The sequence below is a fragment of the Pseudomonas sp. TH37 genome, assembly GCF_016650735.1.
Taxonomy (GTDB): Bacteria; Pseudomonadota; Gammaproteobacteria; order Pseudomonadales; family Pseudomonadaceae; genus Aquipseudomonas; species Aquipseudomonas farris.
Map to the genome: position 1 here is coordinate 118,842 of NZ_JAEKFD010000009.1, position 19,810 is coordinate 138,651.

General features: G+C 59.7%; 19 protein-coding genes. 7 read left to right on the forward strand and 12 right to left on the reverse strand.

What is annotated here, in order from left to right; translation table 11 throughout:
• Positions 1–393: 393 nt before the first annotated feature.
• From JFU11_RS21640 to JFU11_RS21680, 9 genes are all read right to left on the reverse strand, one after another.
• Positions 394–1,140, reverse strand: a complete 747-nt coding sequence (locus JFU11_RS21640; RefSeq protein WP_201062061.1) for a helix-turn-helix transcriptional regulator — start codon at positions 1,138–1,140, stop codon at positions 394–396.
• Positions 1,141–1,377: 237 nt separating this feature from the next.
• On the reverse strand, positions 1,378–1,905 hold the full coding sequence (ppa, locus tag JFU11_RS21645) for an inorganic diphosphatase (protein WP_008052339.1): 528 nt from the start codon (positions 1,903–1,905) through the stop codon (positions 1,378–1,380).
• Positions 1,906–2,018: 113 nt separating this feature from the next.
• Positions 2,019–2,831, reverse strand: a complete 813-nt coding sequence (locus tag JFU11_RS21650; protein ID WP_201062062.1) for a zinc-dependent peptidase — start codon at positions 2,829–2,831, stop codon at positions 2,019–2,021.
• 4 nt (positions 2,832–2,835) lie between these two features.
• Complete coding sequence (locus JFU11_RS21655; RefSeq protein WP_201062063.1) at positions 2,836–3,492, reverse strand: DedA family protein; 657 nt, start codon at positions 3,490–3,492, stop codon at positions 2,836–2,838.
• Between the two features lie 368 nt (positions 3,493–3,860).
• Positions 3,861–4,322, reverse strand: a complete 462-nt coding sequence (locus JFU11_RS21660; RefSeq protein WP_052967090.1) for a GNAT family N-acetyltransferase — start codon at positions 4,320–4,322, stop codon at positions 3,861–3,863.
• A gap of 112 nt (positions 4,323–4,434) precedes the next feature.
• Positions 4,435–5,259, reverse strand: coding sequence for an ethanolamine ammonia-lyase subunit EutC (gene eutC / locus JFU11_RS21665; RefSeq protein ID WP_187326413.1), 825 nt, complete (start codon positions 5,257–5,259; stop codon positions 4,435–4,437).
• Positions 5,260–5,267: 8 nt separating this feature from the next.
• A complete protein-coding gene (locus tag JFU11_RS21670; protein WP_201062064.1) occupies positions 5,268–6,662 on the reverse strand; it encodes an ethanolamine ammonia-lyase subunit EutB in 1,395 nt (464 codons plus the stop codon).
• A gap of 192 nt (positions 6,663–6,854) precedes the next feature.
• Positions 6,855–8,225 carry an ethanolamine permease gene (gene eat / locus JFU11_RS21675; RefSeq protein WP_201062065.1) on the reverse strand — a complete coding sequence of 457 codons (1,371 nt, stop codon included), beginning with the start codon at positions 8,223–8,225 and terminating at the stop codon, positions 6,855–6,857.
• Positions 8,226–8,490: 265 nt separating this feature from the next.
• Positions 8,491–10,011 carry an aldehyde dehydrogenase family protein gene (locus JFU11_RS21680; protein WP_038981365.1) on the reverse strand — a complete coding sequence of 507 codons (1,521 nt, stop codon included), beginning with the start codon at positions 10,009–10,011 and terminating at the stop codon, positions 8,491–8,493.
• Between the two features lie 463 nt (positions 10,012–10,474).
• On the opposite strand from JFU11_RS21680, the gene JFU11_RS21685 reads away from it, so the two are divergent.
• The 4 genes from JFU11_RS21685 (at position 10,475) to JFU11_RS21700 (ending at position 14,802) form a co-directional block, all read left to right on the forward strand.
• Positions 10,475–12,388 (forward strand): sigma-54-dependent Fis family transcriptional regulator, encoded by a 1,914-nt coding sequence (locus JFU11_RS21685; RefSeq protein ID WP_123720539.1) that lies wholly within the window; start codon positions 10,475–10,477, stop codon positions 12,386–12,388.
• A 158-nt stretch (positions 12,389–12,546) separates the two neighbouring features.
• On the forward strand, positions 12,547–13,896 hold the full coding sequence (gene mpl, locus JFU11_RS21690) for a UDP-N-acetylmuramate:L-alanyl-gamma-D-glutamyl-meso-diaminopimelate ligase (protein ID WP_008009026.1): 1,350 nt from the start codon (positions 12,547–12,549) through the stop codon (positions 13,894–13,896).
• Positions 13,893–14,525: a flavin prenyltransferase UbiX gene (gene ubiX / locus JFU11_RS21695; protein WP_007894343.1), complete on the forward strand. Its 633-nt coding sequence runs from the start codon at positions 13,893–13,895 to the stop codon at positions 14,523–14,525. Before mpl ends, ubiX begins: the two co-directional genes overlap by 4 nt.
• Positions 14,518–14,802, forward strand: coding sequence for a YceK/YidQ family lipoprotein (locus tag JFU11_RS21700; RefSeq protein ID WP_008009029.1), 285 nt, complete (start codon positions 14,518–14,520; stop codon positions 14,800–14,802). Before ubiX ends, JFU11_RS21700 begins: the two co-directional genes overlap by 8 nt.
• A gap of 151 nt (positions 14,803–14,953) precedes the next feature.
• On the opposite strand, the gene JFU11_RS21705 is transcribed toward JFU11_RS21700, so the two are convergent.
• From JFU11_RS21705 to JFU11_RS21715, 3 genes are all read right to left on the reverse strand, one after another.
• Positions 14,954–15,595 (reverse strand): oxidoreductase, encoded by a 642-nt coding sequence (locus tag JFU11_RS21705; protein ID WP_030129552.1) that lies wholly within the window; start codon positions 15,593–15,595, stop codon positions 14,954–14,956.
• A gap of 27 nt (positions 15,596–15,622) precedes the next feature.
• Positions 15,623–17,338: a C13 family peptidase gene (locus JFU11_RS21710; protein ID WP_123720537.1), complete on the reverse strand. Its 1,716-nt coding sequence runs from the start codon at positions 17,336–17,338 to the stop codon at positions 15,623–15,625.
• 113 nt (positions 17,339–17,451) lie between these two features.
• Complete coding sequence (locus JFU11_RS21715; RefSeq protein ID WP_052967098.1) at positions 17,452–17,907, reverse strand: MaoC family dehydratase; 456 nt, start codon at positions 17,905–17,907, stop codon at positions 17,452–17,454.
• A gap of 195 nt (positions 17,908–18,102) precedes the next feature.
• On the opposite strand from JFU11_RS21715, the gene JFU11_RS21720 reads away from it, so the two are divergent.
• Genes JFU11_RS21720 through JFU11_RS21730 form a run of 3 tightly spaced genes read left to right on the forward strand, consistent with a single transcriptional unit; the run spans position 18,103 to position 19,779 of the window.
• Entirely contained in the window at positions 18,103–18,465 is a 363-nt protein-coding gene (locus JFU11_RS21720) for a CidA/LrgA family protein (RefSeq protein ID WP_038981371.1), read from the forward strand.
• A complete protein-coding gene (locus JFU11_RS21725) occupies positions 18,462–19,178 on the forward strand; it encodes an LrgB family protein (protein WP_008009037.1) in 717 nt (238 codons plus the stop codon). The genes JFU11_RS21720 and JFU11_RS21725 overlap by 4 nt, the downstream gene beginning before the upstream one ends.
• A gap of 10 nt (positions 19,179–19,188) precedes the next feature.
• Positions 19,189–19,779, forward strand: coding sequence for an LON peptidase substrate-binding domain-containing protein (locus JFU11_RS21730; RefSeq protein ID WP_201062066.1), 591 nt, complete (start codon positions 19,189–19,191; stop codon positions 19,777–19,779).
• The last annotated feature ends 31 nt before the right edge of the window (positions 19,780–19,810 follow it).

Sequence of the window (19,810 nt, forward strand, 5' to 3'; positions counted from 1 at the left end):
GCTTGTGGCCGGCTTCTCGGGGACTGGCTTGGTTTATTTTTGGTAAACCGCGCCAGCCTTCAAAACGTACACCCGGATCTTGCGTCCGGCTGTGGGACTTGGCGAGAAAGTCATCTGCCTTGTCGGTGCGATCTGAGCCTGAAGAAGGGGCGATGCGCAAATGTGGGGCGCAGCATACTGATTTTTTTGAGAAATTCCCAGCTTGGTATGCGAGGTAGAAGGATTGCGCTGTGTAGCAGCTGCCGAAGGCTGCGTTCGGCTGCGAAGCAGTCGTAAACCCGGTAACCATGGACTGTCTGCCACAGTGAATGGTTTGCGACTGCTGCGCAGTCGAACGGGGCGATGCGGCGTTCCGACAAGCCCCCTCGCCACAGTGGATCACAGGGTGCGTGCTTACAGGAAGGGCACGGAAGGTCTGCGTTTATTGAGCGTCGACCACCAGAATACCCATCCCAATACCCTGATGTTTTGCTTGTCGATCTGCTCGGCACTGAAGATCTCGTCTGGATACTCGGCTTTGTTATAGCTGCGCAACCGCAGCGCATTCCCCGGCATTCGATGCAGGTATTTGATCCGTAACATCCCGTCATGCTCGATCGCATAAATCTCCCCATCAATAACCTGAGTCAGCCCGCGGTCGATCGCGAGTGTCGAACCGTCTTCAATCTTTTCGCCCATGCTGTTGCCGATCATGTGGGTACAAATGGCGTCGGCGTGGTTGATTTCCAGGGAGTCCAGATGGCTGCGGGGCAGGCGGATGGATTGGCTAGGGTCTTTGACGACGTGAGTTTTGTTGGAGCCCGGGGCGGTGGCTGTTTCTTTGTAGAAGGGCAGCTCGACGTCGATGGGCTCGATCACCGTGTAGATGCCGCGGATGGCCTGTGCGTCGAAGGTGTTGCCGGACTCGTCGAGTACGCGCAGGCGTGAGGATTCTTTCGGGCCTTCGCCGGTTTTCAGCCAGTCGCTGTTTACAGACAGTAGTCTGGCGACCTCTTCCATGCGGTAGGCGGGCACACCGCGGGTGTACCAGTTATGGATATTTTGCGCTTCCGTGTCGAAGAAAGCGGCAAATCCTGTGGTTGTGATTTTCGCTGCTTCAAGGAGCGCTTTAAACCGTGGGCCGCTAGTGTTCTTTTTCATAAACACGAGTTTACTGGCGCGGGATGGGGGTTTGAATAAACGACCTGTTCAAATTTCGAGGGAAATTTAAGACTGGATGTAAGGCGCTTTTAGTGGAATTTAAACAGGCAAAAACCAGAGCCAATAAGCGTTCCACGTACCGTTAAAGGTGAGTGTCTGAGCGGAGCGCCCACAAAAAACCCCGGATCAACCGGGGTTCTTCTTCAAACGTCGCAGCTAGAAGCTTACCGCGGCTTCTCAGCCTTTATAGGCAGCAACCGACTTGGTGATCGCGTCGCGGGCGGCATCTGCGCCGGCCCAGCCTTCGATCTTCACCCATTTGCCTTTTTCGAGATCTTTGTAGTTCGCGAAGAAGTGCTCGATCTGCTGAATCAGCAGCGGAGGCAGATCGGTGTATTCCTTCACATCGACGTACAGCTGGGACAGCTTGTCGTGTGGAACCGCGATCACTTTGGCATCGCCGCCGCCGTCGTCGGTCATGTTCAGGATGCCGACTGGACGCGCGCGGATTACCGAACCTGGAGCAACCGGGTAAGGGGTCACGACCAGCACGTCGAGGGGATCACCGTCGTCGGCCAGGGTGTTCGGGATGTAACCGTAGTTGGCCGGGTAGAACATCGGGGTGGCCATGAAACGATCAACGAACAGGCAATCGCTGTCTTTGTCGATTTCGTATTTGATCGGAGCGTGGTTGGCCGGGATCTCGATCGCGACGTAGATGTCGTTCGGCAGGTCTTTGCCAGCCGGAATCTTGCTGTAGCTCATTGGGCGGTGCCCCCGTTAGTTGACCAAAAACACTTGGCCGGATTGACCAAAAAGTGGCGGCGATTATAGGCATATTCCGCCACCGTTGCTATGTGCCAGAGGTCGTGTAGACCTTAGTCGTGTGCCTGATAGACAGGGTTCTCTGCCAGAAGTTGCCGCAGTCGGGCCAATGGATCCTGCCGATAAAACAGCTTCAGCTGCTCATAGACCTGTGGATAAGCCTCGTGCAGCAAATCCGGGGCGCTGAAGAAGTATTCGCTGGTGACCGCGAAGAACTCGGCGGGGTTTTCCGCTGCGTACGGGTCGATGGCGGTTTGCGCGTCAGGGTTGCGGTCCAGTTGCCGATCGAGGTCGTCATAGGCTTCTTGCATGACTTTGGCCCAGTCGCTGACGCGCATATCGGCATGCAGCGGAGGCAGGCCATTGGCGTCGCCGTTGAGCATGTCGAGTTTGTGCGCGAGTTCGTGGATGACCAGGTTGTAGCCTTCCCAGCCACCGCTGGCCATCACGCCGGGCCAGGCGAGGATGATCGGGCCTTGCTGCCAGGCTTCGCCGCTGTGTTCGCCGTCCCATTCGTGTTCAACGCCGCTGGCATCGCGATGGCGCTGGGGGCTGAGGAAATCGTCGGGGTAGAGGATGATTTCGTGAAAGCCCTGATACCAGTTCAGATCGCCCAGATGCAGCAGCGGCAATTGGGCCTGGGCGGCGAGTAGCAGGCGTTGCTCCTGGTGAAGCTCGACGCCGGGCAGGGCGGTCAGGTGCTTGGCTTGCAGGAACAGCACGCAGGCTTCTCGCAGCCACTGGTCTTCGGCTGCGCTGAGGCCATCGAGAAAGCTCAGGTGATGGCGCACCCGTTGCCACATGTCGTCGGCAATCGGATGCCTGGTCAGGGTGCGCTGGCGTCGCCAGGCGCTAAGGGACCACATCGTGTCAGCGGGGTTCGGCTTTGGATGCGGCATTAGCGAGGCGGCTGCGGATCACGCCGATGATCATCGGTAGCAGCGAAACCAGGATGATACCCACCACCAGCAGCGACAGGTTTTTCTTGATGAACGGTACGTTGCCGAAGAAGTAACCGAGGGTTACCAGCCCGCCCACCCAGAGGATGGTGCCGAGGACGCTGAAGGCAAAGAACCGTGGGTAAGGCATTTTGCCAACGCCGGCGACGAACGGGGCAAAGGTACGGATGATTGGCATGAAGCGCGCCAGGGTCACGGTTTTGCCGCCGTGTTTGTCGTAGAAGTCATGGGTTTGTTGCAGGTAGTCGCGGCGGAAAATTTTCGAGTTCGGGTTGCTGAACAGCCGTTCGCCGGCGGTGCGGCCGATCACGTAGTTGGTGCTGTCACCGAGAATCGCCGCCAGCATCAGCAAGCCGCCCAGCAGCACCGGGTCCATGCCGCCACCGGCCGCCACGGCGCCCGCGATGAACAGCAGAGAATCGCCCGGCAGGAATGGCATCACCACCAGACCGGTTTCGCAGAAGATCACCAGAAACAGAATGGCGTAAATCCATGCCCCGTAGTTGGTCACCAGCAGGTCGAGGTAAACATCGAGATGCAGGATAAGGTCGATCGGGTTGAAATCCATGGAAAGCACCTGTGGTGATGGCCCGACTCTGCAGGCCTGTGCGGATGGCTGGGCGTAAGACTACAGCTAAGTGTGATTTTTCTTACGAGCCGGAAGAATGGGCATTATACGGGGTGACAAGTGAAAAACGCGTCGAGTTTGTAGCGGGGGATGTCGATGGGTCGATCAGAGGTATTTTGCCCTTGCGCATTACCTCGTGGCGAGGGGGCTCGCCCCCGTTGGGTTGTGAAGCAACCCCAAAACCAGTCACCTCGATTTCCCGGATATACCGCGTACACAGGATTTACGACTGCTGCGCAGCCGAACGGGGCGATGCGGCGTTCCGACAAGCCCCCTCGCCACAGGAGTCTACCTCGCTGCCAAGGTGCTTATAGCTCCTCACTGATCGGCAACACGTAGTTCTTGAACTCAGTATCTTCCTTGAACCCAATGGATTCGTAGGTTTTCTGCGCGACATCGTTATTGCTGCTGGTGGAAACGCGCATGCGCACGGCATTGGTCTCCTTGGCCATTTTTTTCGCGGTGCGGATCAGGTTATCGGCCACCAACTGGCGGCGGGCGTCTTCGGCGACGTAGATGTCGTTGAGGATCCACACGCGTTTAAGCGAAAGAGACGAAAAGCTGGGGTACAACTGACAAAAACCCATCAGCTTTTTGTCGTCGTCATCGGCCAGGGCCAGGTAGATCACCGACTCCTTGCGCCGCAGGCGTTTCTCGAGGAACGCCCGGGACGAGTCCGGATACGGCAGGGAACCGTAAAACTCACGATATTTGACGAACAACGGGGTCAGCAGGTCGAGGTGTTCGAGGGTCGCTTGAATAATCCGCATGGTAGGTCTCGTCTTCAAGTGGCTGTCTTACGTGGTGACGGCGACGGGAAACCCTGGCGGCCGTGCATCGATCCTGCCTGAAACCTGAATAGAAACGCAATGCGGAAACGGTTCAGGTATCCGACGGGCTCAGTAGGAAATTACCTTTCATATCTGCACCAATGTCCGACTCCAGCGTCTGAACCTGGGCTTCGTCCTTCAGACTGACCCCTGATAACTGCCGCCGACAGGCTTCGCGCATCAAATACAGCAAGCGGTGTGCCGCCATGCCGTAACTCAAGCCTTCGAGCCGAACATTCGAGATGCAGTTGCGATAGGCATCTGTCAGTCCGACTTTGGGATTATAGGTGAAATACAACCCCAGGCTGTCTGGCGAGCTCAAGCCGGGGCGTTCGCCGATCAATATGACCACCATCTTCGCGCCCAGCAGCTCGCCGATCTCGTCGGCCACCGCGACTCGGCCCTGTTCCACCAGAATCACCGGCGACAGGGACCAACCCTCAGCGGCTGTCTGTTCTTCCATGCGCGCTAGAAACGGTAAGGTGTGGCGATGAACGGCCAATGCCGAGAGGCCGTCGGCCACCACAACGGCCAGATCCACCCCGCCAGGATGGCTCAGCGCGTAGTCGCGCAGGGTCTGCGCCGACTGATCACTCAGCTTGCGCCCCAAATCGGGGCGCTGCAGATAGCTGTTCCGGTCCGTGGCGGCGCTGTGCAGCAGCAAACTCTCACGTCCACGCTCGGCCAGTTGTGAGCTAAGCCCCAGGTGGTCGAACGGCAGGTGCACCGCATCCCGGGCCTGTGCATGGGCGTACTGAAAATCCAGCTGCGCGCTGGTCGGCATGCTGGTGCCTGTACGACCGAGGGCGATACGTGCCGGGGTCAGGCGACGCAGTTCCAGCAATGGGTTTTGCGGATCGACAGGTGGTTTATCCATCTCAATACTCATCCCAGTTGCGCCATGGCCTGACGGAAGGCCGGCGGCAGGTTGTCGCCGAAGTGAATTTTGCCGTCTGCCTGGGTGAAGATGCCCATGTTCGCCAGCCACTGTTCAAACTCCGGCGCCGGTTTCAGGCCCAAGGTTTTCCGGGTGTAGAGGGCATCGTGAAATGATGTGGTCTGGTAATTGAGCATGATGTCGTCGGAACCGGGAATGCCCATGATGAAGTTGATCCCGGCCACGCCCAGCAGGGTCAGCAGGGTGTCCATGTCGTCCTGATCGGCCTCGGCGTGATTGGTGTAACAGATGTCGCAACCCATGGGCACGCCCAGCAGCTTGCCGCAGAAGTGGTCTTCGAGACCGGCGCGGATGATCTGTTTGCCGTTGTAGAGGTATTCCGGGCCGATGAAGCCTACGACGGTGTTCACCAGAAACGGTTTGAAATGGCGTGCCACGGCGTAGGCGCGGGTTTCGCAGGTCTGTTGATCGATGCCGTGGTGGGCGTTGGCAGACAGGGCGCTGCCCTGGCCTGTCTCGAAATACATCAGATTCTGGCCCAACGTGCCGCGATTCAGGCTCAAACCCGCGTCATAGCCTTCCTGCAAGACGTTCAGGTTGATACCGAAACTGGCGTTGGCCGCTTCAGTGCCGGCGATCGACTGGAACACCAGGTCCAGCGGAACACCGCGATTCACCGCCTCGATGGAGGTGGTGACGTGGGTCAGCACGCAGGCCTGTGTAGGAATTTCGTAGCGCTGGATGATCGCATCAAGCATTTCCAGCATGGCGCAGATCGAAGCGATGCTGTCGGTGGCCGGGTTGATGCCGATCATTGCGTCCCCGTTGCCGTACAGCAGACCGTCGAGAATGCTCGCGGCGATCCCGGCCGGTTCGTCGGTGGGGTGATTGGGTTGCAGGCGCGTAGAGAGCCGGCCGCGCAGGCCCAGAGTGCCGCGGAATTTCGTGACCACGCGGATTTTCTGCGCCACCAGCACCAGGTCCTGCACGCGCATGATCTTTGACACGGCGGCGGCCATTTCCGGGATCAGGCCCGGAGCGAGAGCGCGCAGGCTCTGTTCGTCGGCGGCGTCGCTTAGCAGCCAATCGCGAAAGCCACCGACAGTGAGGTGGCTGACCGCTTTAAAAGCCTGTTTATCGTGAGTGTCGATGATTAGTCGGGTGACTTCATCGGTCTCGTAAGGAATCAGTACTTCCTGCAGGAAGTGAGTCAGCGGGATGTCAGCCAGGGCCATCTGCGCAGCCACTCGCTCGCCATCGTTGAGGGCGGCAACGCCGGCCAGAAAGTCCCCGGAGCGCGCCGGGCTGGCTTTGGCCATGACGTCTTTCAGACTGTCGAAGCGGTAAGTCTGGGCGCCGACGGTATGGGCAAATACGGCCATGGGACGGTGTCCTCCTGATGAATACAAGTCTTGATAACACTGAGCATCCAATGTGGGAGCGGGCTTGCCCGCGATGCAAACAACTCGGTTCAACAGTTGCACCGCGGTGATGCAATCGCGGGCAAGCCCGCTCCCACAGGGTTTGCGCTGTATCAGGGCAGGCGCCGGGAATCAGCCCGGCGCCGGTGCAACTCAGACGCCTTCGAGCATCGCATCCGCCGGCGCGTCGGAACGCTGCTTGGCGGTCATTTGGAAGTACAGGTAACCGGCCGCCATGAACCCGAGGAACACACACCCGATCAACGTGTTGAACCACGCCATCGCCACCAGGCACACCACGGCCAGAAACAGCGCGATCCCCGGTACGATCGGGTAGCCCGGTGCACGGAAGGTGCGTTCCAGGTTCGGCTCGGTTTTACGCAACTTGAACAGGCTCAGCATACTGATGATGTACATCACGATGGCGCCGAATACCGACATGGTGATCATCGCAGCCGTCAGCGTCATGCCCTGCAGATTGACCAGACCGTCGCTGTAGATCGCCGCGATGCCGATCACGCCGCCCGCCAGAATTGCCCGGTGCGGAGTCTGGAAGCGCGACAGTTTGGCCAGCCCTTTGGGCAGGTAGCCGGCGCGAGCCAGGGCGAAGAACTGTCGCGAATAGCCAAGAATGATCCCGTGGAAACTCGCCACCAGGCCGAACAGGCCGATCCACACCAGCATGTGCATCCAGGTCGAATTATTGCCGACCACGGCTTTCATCGCCTGAGGCAGCGGATCGTTGATATTCGACAATTGGCGCCAGTCGCCAACACCGCCAGCCATCACCATGACGCCGATGGCCAGGAACACCAGGGTCAGAATGCCACTGACGTAAGCCCTGGGAATCGTGCGTTTCGGGTCCTTGGCTTCCTCGGCGGCCATGGCGGCGCCTTCAATGGCGAGGAAGAACCAGATCGCGAAAGGGATTGCCGCAAAGATGCCGGGGATCGAGGCCATGGTGAATTCGTTGGAACCCGACCAGCCGTTGAGTACGAAATTGCTGAAGCTGAAGCCCGGTGCGACCACGCCCATGAACACCAGCAATTCGGCGACCGCCAGCACGGTGACCACCAATTCGAACGTGGCAGCGATGCTCACGCCGAGGATATTCAAGCCCATAAACACGAAATAGGCGCCAACAGCGGCGATCTTCGGGTTCAGTTCCGGGTATTGCACGTTGAGGTAGGCGCCGATGGCCATGGCAATTGCCGGTGGCGCAAAGACGAATTCGATCAGGGTCGCAATGCCGGCGATCAGTCCGCCTTTTTCACCGAAGGCCCGACGGCTGTAGGCAAACGGCCCGCCAGCGTGGGGAATAGCGGTGGTTAATTCGGTGAAACTGAAGATGAAACAGGTGTACATCGTCGCCACCATCAGGGCGGTGACGAGAAAACCCAGGGTGCCTGCGGTGCCCCAGCCGTAACTCCAGCCGAAATACTCGCCGGAAATCACCAGGCCGACGGCAATGCCCCATAGATGCAGGGTGCCGAGTGTGGGTTTGAGCTGTGTAATAGAAGTCATAAGTCCTCTCTGTCTTTTTTATTGTTTGATCTGTTGGACTTTCGGGTATGGCGTTTTCGAGTAATGCGGGCACGCAAAGCCCGTGCCAGACAAGCAGGGCGATGATTTACGGTGCGTTTAAGGACGCCATCGCGGGCAAGCCCGCTCCCACAGGGTTATGGGATAAATTCACCTATTGGGGTTGACCCAAAACACTGTGGGAGCGGGTTTGCCCGCGATGACCATCTGAAGGGCGATACAGAACTACCTGCATCGCCCCCGGTTTTTAGAAGAAGCCCAACGGATTGATGTCGTAGCTCACCAGCAGGTTTTTGGTCTGCTGATAGTGATCGAGCATCATTTTGTGGGTTTCACGACCGACGCCGGACTTTTTGTAGCCACCGAACGCGGCGTGCGCCGGGTACAGGTGGTAGCAGTTGGTCCACACGCGACCGGCCTTGATGGCGCGGCCCATGCGGTAGGCGCGGTTGATGTCGCGGGTCCAGAGGCCGGCACCCAGGCCGAACTCCGTGTCGTTGGCGATGGCCAGGGCTTCGGCTTCGTCCTTGAAGGTGGTGATGCTTACCACCGGGCCAAAGATTTCTTCCTGGAACACGCGCATTTTGTTGGTGCCCTTGAGCAGGGTCGGCTGGATGTAATACCCGGTCGCCAGGCTGCCCTCGAGTTTTTCCACCTTGCCGCCGGTCAGCAGCTCGGCGCCTTCGCCCTTGGCGATTTCCAGGTACGAGAGGATTTTGTCGAATTGCTGCTCGGACGCCTGGGCGCCGACCATGGTGTCAGTGTCCAGAGGGTCGCCACGTTTGATCGACAGCACTTTCTTCATCACGACTTTCATGAAGTCGTCGTAGATCGACTCTTGCACCAATGCACGGGATGGGCAGGTGCAGACTTCGCCCTGGTTGAAGAACGCCAGCACCAGGCCTTCGGCGGCTTTTTCGATGAAGGTTTCTTCGGCTTGCATGATGTCGGCGAAGAAGATGTTTGGCGACTTGCCACCCAGCTCCACGGTGGACGGGATGATGTTTTCAGCGGCGCATTTCATGATGTGCGAGCCGACCGGCGTCGAGCCGGTGAAGGCGATCTTGGCGATGCGCTTGCTGGTGGCCAGGGCTTCCCCGGCTTCTTTGCCGAAACCTTGCACCACGTTGAGCACGCCGGGTGGCAACAGGTCGCCGATCAGCTCCATCAGCACGGTGATGCCCAGCGGGGTCTGCTCGGCCGGTTTAAGGACCACGCAGTTACCGGCGGCGAGGGCCGGGGCGAGTTTCCAGGCGGCCATCAGAATCGGGAAGTTCCACGGAATGATCTGCCCGACCACGCCCAGCGGTTCATGGATGTGATAGGCCACGGTGTTGCCGTCGATCTCGGCGGCGCTGCCTTCCTGGGCGCGGATGCAACCGGCGAAGTAACGGAAATGGTCGGCGGCCAGCGGGATGTCGGCGTTGAGGGTTTCGCGAACGGCCTTGCCGTTGTCCCAGGATTCGGTGATCGCCAGCACTTCGAGGTTCTGTTCGATGCGATCGGCGATTTTCAGCAGGACCAGCGAGCGTGCCTGGGCGGACGTGGCGCCCCAGGCATCGGCGGCGGCATGGGCAGCGTCCAGGGCCTTTTCGATGTCTTCGGCTGTGGAACGCGGGAATTCGGCAATAGGTTGGCCGTTGACCGGCGATGTATTGGTGAAGTACTGACCTTTGACAGGCGCGACGAACTCGCCGCCGATGTAGTTACCGTATTTGCTCTTGAACGAAACGATAGCGCCTTCAGTACCGGGGTGAGCGTAACGCATGATGGGTTTCTCCTTGGCTTTTGTGCTTATAAGGGAGGACGCGCTAAAGCGCTGCATTAAGCGTAGAGCAAAGGTCGGGCCAGCGCCTTGCAGGTCAGGTAAATCAAGGCCTTGCGTGTTTTTTGTCGGACGGATGGGCGGCGTTTGTGACGCTTGCGGTACAGCCCCTGTGACACTTTGTACCGTTTGTGGCGCAGCCTGTGACGGGCAGGTCTTGCCAGCATTGCAATGCGTCGATGGCTGGAGGATGCTGGGCCTCAAATTGCCACGCAGGTAATCCTCTGTGGTGAGGGAGCTTGCCCCCGTTGGGCAGCGAAGCAGCCCCTAAACCATTCACCTCGATTACCTGGATACACCGCATACACAGGATTTACGACTGCTGCGCAGCCGAACGGGGGCAAGCCCCCTCGCCACAGGAAGTGGCTATAGGTAAGCACTCACCTATCGGGGAGAATAATAAGAAATGCACGACAACCATTTGAGTCGCCATGCCCAGCAAGTGCTGACCGTAACCCAAGGCAAATCCCACCTGCACGGTCCTGGCAGCGATCCATCCATTGCCCGTTCCTGGCTGCGTTGTCTTGAGGACTATCACCTCGACCCGGCCCTGACCATGGCGCCGACGGTGCTGGAACATGGTCGCGTGCTGGAAAGCCGTGAACGCTTGCAGCAAGTGCTGCAGATCGCCGGCAACGAAATGACCAGCCTCCACCAGCAACTTTCCGGCGCCGGTCACGCGGTGCTGCTGACCGACGCCCGCGGGGTGATCCTCAACTGCGTCACCGCGCCCGCAGAACGGAAAATTTTCGAGCGCGCCGGCCTTTGGCTCGGCGCCGACTGGAGCGAAGCCTGCGAAGGCACCAATGGCATCGGCACCTGCCTGGTGGAGCGCCAGTCCCTGACCATCCATCAAGACGAACATTTTCGTGGCCGTCACACCGGCCTGACTTGCTCGGCGAGCCCGGTGTTTGATCCTCACGGCGAGCTGCTGGCGGTGCTCGACGTGTCTTCGGCGCGTCATGAGGTTTCGCGTCAGAGCCAGTTCCACACCATGGCCCTGGTCAATCTGTCGGCGAAGATGATCGAGAGCTGCTATTTCCTGCGTTACTTCGACAATCAATGGTTGCTGCGTTTTCACTTGCAGGCCGAATCCGTCGGGCTGTTCAGCGAAGGGTTGCTGGCGTTCGACGGGGAAGGGCGGATTAGTGCGGTGAACCAGAGTGCGCTGAATTTGCTGGGGCATATTCGTGGTGGGCTGTTGGGTAAACCGGTGGAGGCGTTTTTCGACTGCTCGCTGGATGAATTGCTCGGCCGCGCGAGCCCTAGTGCCAGCGCCAGTTGGCCATTGCGCACCCGTGACGGGCGGCGGCTGTTTGCCGTGTTGCGCGGGCAGCCGCGCAGTATTCCGGTGCCGGTGGTGCAAAGCCCGATGGTTGCCGAGCGTCCGCGCTTGTCAGGCATTTGCCTGGGCGATGCCGCGTTGCAGGCCGATTTTCGCAAGGCCCTGCGGGTATTCGAGCGTGATGTGCCGTTGCTGATCAATGGCGAAACCGGCTCAGGCAAGGAGGCCTTCGCCAAAGCTGTGCATCAGGCCAGTCAACGGGCAGCAAAATCTTTCGTTGCACTCAATTGCGCGGCGATTCCCGAAAGCCTGATCGAAAGCGAACTGTTCGGCTATCGCGGCGGCAGCTTCACCGGTGCCCGCAAGGAAGGCATGCGCGGCAAGTTGCAGCAGGCCGATGGCGGGACGTTGTTCCTCGATGAAATCGGTGACATGCCGCTGAGCATGCAGACCCGGCTATTAAGGGTGCTGGAAGACCGTCAGGTGGTGCCGATTGGTGGCGAGCCGGAATCGGTCAATGTGCGGATCATCAGTGCCACTCACCGCAATCTGCTTGAAAGGGTGCAGGACGGCAGTTTCCGCGAGGATTTGTATTACCGGCTCAATGGGCTGGAGGTCGCATTGCCGGCGCTGCGTGAGCGCGCTGACAAATCACAGTTGCTCGACTTTTTGCTGGCCGAAGAGGCGGGTGGGGAGACGGTATTGATCGACGGGCCGGCGCGGCAGGCCTTGCTGGATTTTGCCTGGCCGGGGAATGTGCGGCAGTTGCGCAATGTGCTGCGAACCCTGGCGGCGCTGTGTGACGGCGGGCGGATCGGGCTGGGGGATTTGCCGGCGATGATTCGCCAGGCCCGGCAGGTACCGGCGTCGGCAGTTGAAGAACCGTCCGAGTATCCGCTGGACGATGCCGAGCGGCTGGCGTTGCTGACGGTGCTGGAGCAGCAGCGCTGGCACATGACGCACACGGCTGAGCAGCTGGGCGTCAGCCGCAATACCCTTTACAGAAAGCTGCGCAAACACGGTATCGCCCGGTAAACCGCGTCGCGGCCAATCGCGGGCAAGCCCGCTCCCACAGGGTCTGCGCTGCCCTTGTGGGAGCGGGCTTGCCAGCGATGGCGTCAGTGTGGGCGAAACACAAGGTGCGATTTTCCCCTCCCTACGCTAACCTGCGGCCATGTTTTACGAGGTCGACTATGCACATTCATATTCTTGGTATTTGCGGCACTTTCATGGGTTCGATGGCGGTTCTGGCCAAAGAGCTGGGCCATCACGTGACGGGCTCCGATGCCAACGTCTATCCGCCAATGAGCACGCAGCTGCAAGCCCAGGGCATTGAGTTGACCCAAGGTTACGACCCGGCGCAGCTCGATCCGGCCCCGGACCTGGTGGTGATAGGCAATGCCATGTCCCGTGGCAACCCGGCCGTCGAGTACGTGCTGAACAAAGGCCTGCCGTACGTCTCCGGTCCGCAATGGCTGGCGGATCACGTATTGCAAGGTCGCTGGGTGCTGGCGGTTGCCGGCACTCACGGCAAAACCACCACCAGCAGCATGCTCGCCTGGGTTCTGGAACACGCCGGGATGAGCCCGGGTTTCCTGATCGGCGGCGTGCCGCAGAATTTCTCGGTGTCGGCGCGTCTGGGTGATACGCCGTTCTTCGTGATCGAAGCCGACGAATACGACAGTGCATTCTTCGACAAGCGCTCGAAATTCGTTCACTACCGCCCGCGCACGGCGATCCTGAACAATCTTGAGTTCGATCATGCCGACATCTTCCCTGATCTTCCGGCGATCGAGCGTCAGTTCCACCACTTGGTGCGGACCATCCCGAGCGAAGGCCTGGTGATCCATCCGACCACCGAGCCGGCATTGCTGCGCGTGATCGAAATGGGCTGCTGGACCCCGGTGCAAACCACCGGTGCCGGCGGTCAGTGGCAAGTCAAACTGCTCAGTGAAGACGGCTCGAAATTCGAAGTGATGTTCGAAGGCGCCGTTCAAGGCGTGGTCGAGTGGGACATGACCGGTCAGCACAACGTCGCCAACGCCTTGGCCACCTTGGCTGCTGCGCGTCACGTCGGCGTAGTACCGTCGATGGGCATCGCTGCACTGAGCGCGTTCAAAAGCGTGAAGCGCCGGATGGAAAAAGTCGCGGAAGTCCGTGGTATCACCATTTACGACGACTTCGCTCACCACCCGACCGCCATCGCCACCACCCTCGACGGTCTGCGCAAACGCATTGGCGACGCGCCGTTGATCGCGATCATCGAGCCGCGCTCCAACTCCATGAAGCTCGGCGCTCACCGCGATGGCTTGCCGGAAAGTGTGGTCGATGCCGATCAGGTGATCTGGTATTCGCCAGCCAACCTCGGTTGGGATCTGGGTGCCACTGCAGCGTTGTGCACCGTGCCGTCGATTGTCAGCGACTCGCTGGAAGGCATCATCGAGCGTGTGAAGAGCCAGGCGCAGCCCGGCACTCACGTGGTGATCATGAGCAACGGCGGCTTCGGCGGCCTGCACGGCAAACTGGCCGAGGCGCTGCAATGAACAACGGCCCGGAACGCATCACGCTGGCGATGACCGGCGCTTCGGGCGCCCAATACGGCTTGCGCCTGCTCGACTGCCTGGTGCGTGAAGACCGCGAGGTGCACTTCCTGATCTCCAAGGCCGCGCAACTGGTGATGGCCACCGAGACCGATGTCTCGCTGCCGTCCAAACCGCAAATGATGCAGGCCTTCCTCACTGAATACACTGGCGCTGCCGCTGGGCAGATTCGGGTGTACGGCAAGGAAGACTGGATGTCGCCGGTGGCTTCGGGGTCTGGCTCGCCAGCGGCGATGGTGGTGGTGCCGTGTTCCACCGGAACCTTGTCGGCTATCGCGACCGGGGCCTGCAACAACTTGATCGAACGGGCTGCCGACGTGACGTTGAAGGAGCGCCGCCAGCTGATTCTGGTGCCGCGCGAGGCGCCATATTCGAGCATTCATCTGGAGAACATGCTCAAGCTGTCGAACATGGGCGTGACCATTCTGCCGGCGTCACCGGGCTTCTATCACCAGCCGCAGACCATCGATGACTTGATCGACTTCGTCGTGGCGCGAATTCTCAACTGTTTAAACATCCCGCAAGACATGCTGCCGCGCTGGGGCGAACACCATTTGAGCAGCGATGAATAAGCTGCTGATTATCCTGCTGGCTTTGCAATTGGCGGGCTGCGCCACGGCGCGCACGCTCGATGCCGCCAAGCCTGGAGCGCCGGTGGTGTATTCGGGGACTCGTCTGGATTTGTATGCGATGAATGGCGGGTGCTGCGCCATGGACCGATTCGGTGCAGAAGCGCCGAGTTATCCGGGTGTTGACCTGCCGGCCAGTGCGTTGCTCGACACGTTGCTGTTGCCGCTGTCGTTGTTGACGGTGATTGGCGTGAGTTTTCAAGCGACGGGTGGTTTGTAACCTGCGACCCCTGTGGCGAGGGGGGCTTGCCCCCGTTCGGCTGCGAAGCAGTCGTAAATCCAGGCGACGCGGTGACGCTGAAGAAACGGAGGGCCGCTACGCGATCCAACGGGGCAAGCCCCCTCGCCACAGGTCCGCGGTAGGCCTGAAATTATTTGCCTAACTTGCGCAACTCATCCGACTCGACAATCCGCACGCCATCCTGCTCTTCCAGCGCCAGGCGCCACATGGCGCGGGCCAGTTGGCAGGCTTCGATGCCGTGGTACTTGCCCGGAATCAATCGCGACAACGGACCGGCGACTTTCTCGCCCAGTCGTGGCTCGACGCGATCGCCCAGCAACAGCGAAGGCCGGCAAATGGTCAGCTGCGGCCAATTCTGCGCGCGCAATGCGTGCTCCATCTCGCCTTTAACCCGGTTGTAGAAAATCGAGGAGCGTCGATCGGCACCCAGAGCGCTGATCACGATCAAGTGCCGCGCACCCATTTCCCGTGCACGTTTGGCGAAAGCCACCACCATGTCCAGGTCCACCGCGCGAAACGCTTGCTCGGAGCCGGCCTGTTTGATCGTGGTGCCGAGGCAGCAGTAGGCAATGTCGACGCGACCGTTCAATTGCGGCAAAAACACCGCCGGGTCGCCGACCGGGTTTTCCAGGTGCGGATGCTCTGCCAGTGGCCGGCGTGAGGGGGCCAATACTCGTGTAATCGTTGGCTCGTTGAGCAGACGGTCAAGCAAATGTTCACCGGTTAACCCGGTAGCTCCGGCAAGCAATACATGCTGAGGCGTCAAGTACATAGTAATTCCCCCTTGATACTATTCAGCTTAGTTGCTCTTTTCATCCTTGCTGATAGAGACACTTTGCAGTGCTTTTCGTGCCTGTTGTTTACGCAACAGTTGCCAGTGGCTGAGAACGGTTTTCGGCGCCCAGATCTGTGGCTCGGAAGCTTCGAAGCTGTCGGCCAGTTCACGCTCGGCCACGGTGGCGCTGGCCAGTTTGAAGGCTTGCTCCAGATCGTCGGTCTGGTTCAGCGCCTGGGCGAACAACGCGTCGCCGAAATAAGTGAAGTTGGCTTCTTCCGAACACCCAAAGGACACTCGATCGGCGCGTGAGGCGGTCATGATCAGGGTGCGTTCGTCCTTGAGGGCGGGGATGAAGCCGCCGGAATAGCAAGACGAAATCACAATGATCTTGTCGCGCTTCTTCAGGGGCGCGAGGACGGCGGCGAGTTCGTCGGCCGGCAAGTCGGCCAGTTCCATGCGCGGCTGGTCGAGCACCAGTTCGTGTTCACTGGAGCCATGGCTGGTCAGATAAATGAACAGCAAGTCTTCCGGGCCGCTGCGCTCAGCCAGGGTCTGGGCGGCGCGGCGCAGGTTTTCCCGGGTGGCCATCGGCCTGTCGCCGAGGTGATCGCGATGGTTGACCAGGCGGATCTGGCCGAAGGCGCCGAAACGGCTGGCGAGCATGTTGGCGACGTAGTCGGACTCGCGCAGGAACACGCTCTGCTTGCCGTCGCCGCCCAGGGTCAAGGTGTACAGTTCGACCGCCGGGGTCGAGGCCGGCACGTTGGCCAGCGCATCGTCGAGTAAGCGACCTTGAGCCAGCAAGCCGAGTTCGAGAGGGTCGGGCAGCAGCTTGCCGTCGGCGTCGCGCACGCGCTGACTATTGACCCAGGTGCCGCTCTGTACCGTGCCATCGGTCAGCACCAAAGTACCTTTGCCCTGATAGTTGTCGCCGTCGAACTGGCCGATATAGAAGCTGCCATCGGCCAGGTTCAAGCGCCCCTGGCCGGTGAAACGCCAGTCGCTGAACTGACCGATGTAATGACTGCCGTCAGCGCCGATCAACTCGCCCTTGCCGCTTAGCACGCCTTCCTTGAAGTGACCCAGCCAGACATCGCCATCGGCGTTTTCGTAGCGGCCCTTGCCGTGCAGTTGATTGTTCTTGAAGCCGCCGACATAGATATCGCCATCGGCGCTGTTGAAGGTGCCATTGCCTTCCAGCTGGCCGTCGGCGAAATGCCCGGTGAACTGATTACCGCTGGCATCGCTGCGCTGGCCTTCGCCGTTGGGTTTGCCGTGGGCGAATTGACCTTGGTACTGGCTGCCGTCTTCGAGTTCCAGACGACCGAGCCCTGAATATTGATCGGCCTTGAATTCGCCGCGGTAGGTCATGGCATTTTCTTTGAGGGTGCCTTCACCCTCGCGTCGACCTGCCTTGAAACCGCCGGTATAGCTGCTGCCAGTGGTGGTCAGCGTGCCTTGGCCGTCGAATAGCCCTTGCTGGAATTGCCCGCGATAGACCTCGCCGTTGCTGCCATGCCATTCGCCTTGGCCATGCCATTGGCCTTTGTCGAACTGGCCGGCGTACCAGCTGCCGTTCGGGTAATCGATGCGGCCTTCACCCTGCAGCAAACCATTGACCAGATCACCGCGATAGCGTCCGCCGTCCGGCAGGCGGGCATCGGGAGGCAACACCGATTCGCCGTCGCCGCAAGCGGTGAGCAACAGGGTCAGAGCAAGGAGTGCAAGTGGGCGCATAGCGGGATCCGGGCAATTAGACGACCGAGTATGCCGCAGCTATGTGTCGCATTTATAGAGACACGGCAGAGACACGGCGCGAAACAGCGTGGCTGCTTCGCATCCGGGATGCTTTACACGAAGCAGAGGGACAGTGGCTCGGCGATATACGCCGGTTTGTCCGACCCTTCGATTTCAAGCGTGGCGGTGGCCTTGAGTAACCATTGGCCGGGTTTCTTCTCGATGACCTCGTTCATGTCGACCTTGAGTCGCACCCTGGAATTGACCTTCACAGGCTGGATGAAACGCACGCTGTCCAGACCGTAGTTGACCACCATCTTCGCGCCTTCGGGCAGGATGAGGATGTCTTCCATCAGTTTGGGGATCAGTGACAACGACAGGAAACCATGGGCAATGGTGCTGCCAAAAGGTGTTTGCGCAGCTTTGACCGGGTCGACATGGATGAACTGATAATCGCCTGTGGCTTCTGCGAACAGGTTGATGCGTTCCTGATCGATGGTGAGCCACTGGGAACGTCCGAGTTCCTTGCCGACATAATCTTTGAGCTCCGCAACTGGAACATAGGGCATTGAGACTCTCCTTGGGTTCATCGGTTTTTTAGTTTTTCGAGCGGGGGGATGACCTCCCTTGCGAACCACTTTAGATCAACATGACAAATTGTTCCGGTCAACTATCCATGCTTTTGGCGAATGCCGATTCATAGCGTTGGCGTGCTTATAATGTCGGGCCCCTTCTTTGTGGGGAGAGCGCGTGGGAGATGATGGATGTTGTTACGTGGCCTGACCTGGCTGGTGCTTTTTCAATTGCTCGGCACCGCCCTCAATCATCTGTTTTTGCCGGTACTGCCGGGGCCGATCATTGGCCTATTGTTGCTGCTGGGATATCTGATTATCCGCGGTCAAGTCGGTGAGCCCCTGAACCTCGCCGCCAGCAGCCTGCTGCGTTATCTGCCGTTGCTGCTGGTGCCGCCGGCCGTGGGCGTGATGGTTTACGCCGCCGACATTGCTGCGGATTTCTGGGCGATCACCGGAGCGCTGGTGCTGTCGCTGCTGTTGTCGATGGCCTTCGCCGGCGTGCTGATGCAGCGCATGGTCAAGCCTCACGCTCATCGCGAGGACGGCCAATGATTTTCGATTGGCACGGCGCCTGGGCGTCGGTGATTCATCATCCATTGTTCGGTATTGGTATTACGCTGGGGGCGTATCAGTTGGTGCTGGCAGCGTTCGAGAAAACCCGCTGGGTTTTTCTGCAGCCGGTACTGGTTTCCATGTTGCTGGTCATCGCTGTGCTGGTCGGTTGCGGCCTGAGTTACGCCGAGTACCGCAAGAGCACCGAGATCCTCAGCATCTTGCTCGGCCCGGCCACTGTTGCGCTGGCGGTACCGCTGTACCTCAACCTGCGGCGGATCCGGCAGTTATTCTGGCCGATATTTACTACGCTGGTGATAGGTGGTGTGGTCGCCACGGGCATGGGTGTGCTGCTGGGCTGGTGGTTCGGCGCCGAACACATGATCCTGATGACCATGGCACCCAAATCGGTGACCTCGCCGATTGCCATGCTGGTGGCGGAGCAGATTGGTGGCGTCGCGGCGCTGGCGGCGGTATTCGTATTGATTACCGGGGTGATCGGGGCGATCTTCGGACCGAGTCTTTTGACCCGTCTCGGTGTCCACAGCCCAGAGGCCCGCGGCATGGCCCTGGGCATGACCGCCCACGCGGTTGGCACTTCGGTGGCTTTGCAGGAAAGTGAAGAGTGCGGTGCCTTCGCGGCACTGGCGATGAGTCTGATGGGCGTGGCCACGGCGGTATTCCTGCCGTTGGCGGTGTCGATGGTGGTGTAAGGAAATGTCTATGAGTCTGCCGCTTTTTCCGCTGAACACGGTGCTGTTTCCGGGCTGCATCCTCGACTTGCAGATCTTCGAGGCGCGCTACCTGGACATGATCGGTCGCTGCATGAAACAGGGTGGCGGCTTCGGCGTGGTGTGCATCCTCGACGGTGAAGAAGTCGGCATCGCCCCTGAAGGCTACGCGCGGGTGGGGTGCGAGGCGCTGATCACCGACTTCCACCAGCAGGACAATGGCCTGCTGGGTATTCGGGTGAAGGGCGGGCGGCGTTTCCACGTTGTGCGCACCGAGGTGCAGCGCAACCAGTTGATCGTCGCCGAAGTCGAGTGGTTGGAAGACGAGCCCGAGCAACCGCTACAGGATGAGGACGCCGACCTGGTCGCGCTGCTCAAGGCTTTGGCGGAACACCCGATGGTCGAAGCACTGAGCATGGGTACCGAAGCGACAGGGCAACAGTCGCTGGCCAACCAGTTGGCGTATCTATTGCCGTTTGCCGAGGTGGACAAGATAGACCTGCTGCAACTTGATGATCCGCAGCAGCGGCTGGATGCGATTCAGGCGTTGCTGGATGAGTTGCAGGGTGAGTTGTTTGCCTGACGTCCGCTAGAAGATCGCAGCCCGTAGCAGC